General features: G+C 76.2%; 3 protein-coding genes and 1 pseudogene. All 4 read right to left on the bottom strand.

From position 1 onward, the window contains the following. Positions 1-679: hypothetical protein (locus tag AOK18_RS29105; RefSeq protein ID WP_055696252.1), on the bottom strand; the 679-nt coding region annotated here is incomplete at its 3' end. Positions 680-803: 124 nt separating this feature from the next. Then, positions 804-1625, bottom strand: a complete 822-nt coding sequence (locus tag AOK18_RS29100) for an ABC transporter permease (protein WP_055696251.1) — start codon at positions 1623-1625, stop codon at positions 804-806. A 101-nt stretch (positions 1626-1726) separates the two neighbouring features. Then, a complete protein-coding gene (locus tag AOK18_RS29095) occupies positions 1727-2701 on the bottom strand; it encodes an ABC transporter ATP-binding protein (protein ID WP_055574888.1) in 975 nt (324 codons plus the stop codon). A gap of 281 nt (positions 2702-2982) precedes the next feature. Beyond that, positions 2983-3336: pseudogene (locus tag AOK18_RS34965) on the bottom strand (NYN domain-containing protein); the annotation flags it as partial.

Here is a 3336-nt window from a genome sequence, read left to right as displayed (position 1 = left end):
GGCCGAACAGCGCGGTCAGGCCGAGGTGGACGGCCAGGGCGGCGAACGGCCAGGCCAGCAGCGCCCCTTTGGCGTTCAGCTCCAGCGGCGCGTCGAACGTCACGCCCTTGCCGACCTCCCTCGCCCGGGCGATGACGTCCGGCGACGGTCCGAGCCACACCCCGAGCCGCCACGCCAGCAGCGATCCGAGCAGCCCGCCGACCCCGAGCGCGACCACCAGCGGCACGCCCCCGCGCCGCCGCACGAGGAACACGGCGAGCGCGCTCACCGCGCCGAAGACCGGCGCGAGCAGTGCGAACGTCCCGTCCACGCCGACGGCCTGCTCGCCCTCGGTGTCCTTGAGGTAGACGACCCAGCTGTCGCCCGTGACGTCGCCCACCAGCGGGATCCGCGGCGCCAGCCACCACCACAGCACTCCGAGCAGCACCCCGCCGAGCGCCACCGCCACCGCGGTCACGGCGGCTTCCCGCAGTTCCGTCCTCATTCCGGGACCGTCCTGTCCGTACCAGCCGTGCCCCGACCGCTCGCCGTGCCCGGCCGCGGGGTCCGGGACGGACCCCGCGGCGGAGTTGGAGGCGGAGGCGAAGGCGGGGGCCGTCCGCCCGGCGGACGGTGACTGCCACCCGCCCTGCGGGGAGTGCTCGTGCGGAGGCGGCGGTGGTGTCAGGGGTGCGCTCACCCTGACATCGTGCCAGGCCCGGCTGTGCGGCGTGACACGGACAGGTCACCGGCGGGTCACCGGGCGGGGTGCCGTACGGGTCGGCGGAATGCCCTGGGGGGCAGCGGACGGGGTGCCGTACGGGTCAGCGGACGGCGGCCCTGCGGTACGCCCAGGTCGCCACGGCCAGTGAGAGCACGCCGACCGCCCCGCACACGGCGAGGTCGCCGAGGACCAGCGCCCAGTCGGGATGCGGCGCGAAGGTCCGCGCGAAGGCCTCGACGCCGTACGTCGACGGCAGCAGGTCCCGGACGACGCGTACCGCCTCCGGCATCCGCTCCGCCGGCAGCACCCCCAGCAGCAGCGCCGCCGACATGCCGAGCTGGCCGAGCAGGGTGGCGAACTCGGGCCGCGGCGCGAGCAGTCCCAGGGCCGCCCCCAGCCCGGCGAGCGCGGCACCCGACAGCGGGATCACCGCGGCCAGCACCCACAGGTGCGTCAGCGGCAGCCCGAACAGCAGGCATCCGAAGCCCGCGGTCACCACGGTCCCCGGGACGGTGAACGAGGCGTAGGCGCCGGCGGCGCCCAGCACCACCGCGGCCGGCGGCACCGGCAGCGTCGCGTAGTGGTCGAGTCCGCCGCCGGCCCGCAGCTGGCCGAAGTACTGCGCGAGCAGGTTGAGCGCGACGAAGGCGACGACCAGGACGGCCGATCCGGCCACCACCGCCCGCGCCTCCGAGCCGCCGTCCACGACCCCGCGCATCAGGATCATGATCCCGACGGACTGGAAGGTCGCCACGAACAGCAGGGGGATCCGCGCCACCCGCGCCCGGGAGAGCTGCGCCCGGTACACGGCCGCCAGCGACGGCCACAGCCGTGCCCGGGGGCCGAGCGCGGCGGGTCGCGGCGCGGTCCCCTCCGCGGCCGGGGCGGCGCCCGGCAGGACATCGGCGGGTACGGCACTCACGTCGCGCTGCTCCCCTTCGCTCGGAGGTTCGCCCGGATTCACTCCGGTGGTCGTCCTGTTGCGTACGGACACGGCACCCGGTGCGTTCGGGGACCCGCTGTTCATGCCTTCACCAGCCCCTGCCGCACGGCACCGCCCAGCGCCAGGTACACGTCCTCCAGCGTGGGCGTGGTGAGCGTGAAGTCGTCCAGGGCGGCGAAGGCGGCGCCGCCGGTGACGGTGGCGACGACGGCACGGGCCTCCTCCGGCCCGAGCCGCAGTGTCCAGCGCCGGCCGGACTCGGCGGCGCGGTCCCGGAGCGCGGCGACCTCCGGTACGTGCAGGGGGGCCGTCTCGCGCCACACCAGGTCGACCCGGACCTCGCCCGCGACCTGCTCCTTCAGTCCGGACGGGCTGTCGCAGGCGATCACCCGGCCCCGGTCGAGCACGGCGACCCGGTCGAGCACGGTCTCGGCCTCGATGACGTTGTGGGTGACCAGCAGCACGGTGGCGCCCTGCTCGGCCCGGCGCCGGTCGACGGCGGACCACACGGCGCGCCGTGCGACCGGGTCCATGCCCACGGTGGGTTCGTCGAGCACCAGCAGGGGCCGCTCGCCGACCAGCGAGGCGGCGAAGCAGGCCAGCCGGCGCTGGCCGCCGGACAGCTTCTTCAGGGGGCGCCCGGCGAGTTGGGCGAGCCCGAGTTCGTCGAGGACGTCGTCCCGCTCGGCGCACGCCCGCTTCGCGTCGAGGCCGCGCAGCCGCGCGGTGGTCTCGACGGCGAGCGACACGGTCAGCTCGTCGAGGGCGGTGGACTCCTGCCCGAGGTAGGCGAGGATCCGCGCGGCCCGCTCGGGGTGGCGCACGATGTCGTGGCCGAGGATCCGGACACTGCCGCGGTCGGGCCGCATCAGTCCGGTGAGCTGGCGCACGAGGGTGGACTTGCCGGCGCCGTTCGGCCCGAGCAGGCCGAAGATCTCACCGCGCCGGACGTCGAGCGCGACGTCGTCGGTGGCCCGGACCTCGGGGGTCGCCGGCACCCCGCGGCGTCCGCGGACCGCCGGATAGGTCTTGGTCAGCCCGCGCACCACGCACACGACGTCACCGTCGTACCGGAATGCCTGTACCGCGCGCGTCCTCACAAGGAACGAGACTACGGGGTCCGCGTCCCCGCTCCACTTCCGGGTCGTCCGACCGCCCCGGGAGCCCCGGGGGGACGACGGGCCCGCCGCGGGGCGCCGGCCCGCGGTGGCACGGGGCCGGGCGGGGGCGGCACCGCGCGGGCCCGGGGCCGGGATCAGTCCCCGACCGGGGCGCGGTCCGTCCCCGTGCGCACGTCCAGCTCGCGCCAGAAACCCGCGCGGATGGCGTAACGGNNGCGCGAGCAGGCCGAAACGGGCCGCGTAGCGCAGCAGCTCCCCGTCGACGCGGTGCGGGATGCGGGGGTACATGCCGGCCAGCTTCCGGATGCCGGCCGGGTCCCCCAGGCGCTCCACCCAGCGGCGGGCGAAGACCTGACCCACCTCGAAGGGGTCCCCGCCGACCGTGGTGATGTCCTCCTCGCGGTCGGCCCACCGCTGCTCCGCCGTGGTCAGCTGGGCGAGCGTCGGCATCGAGGCTGCCTCGGGGGGTTCGGTGACGGGCCGGTCGACCCAGCCCTTGTCGGAGGACCAGCGCAGGGTGGCGGACTGCGGCGGCTGGGGGTGCGGGACGCCCGGGCCGCGCAGGGCCG

Source organism: Streptomyces prasinopilosus, from assembly GCF_001419695.1.
GTDB classification, from domain to species: Bacteria; Actinomycetota; Actinomycetes; order Streptomycetales; family Streptomycetaceae; genus Streptomyces; species Streptomyces prasinopilosus.
This window is presented reverse-complemented; position numbering and strand designations above follow the sequence as displayed.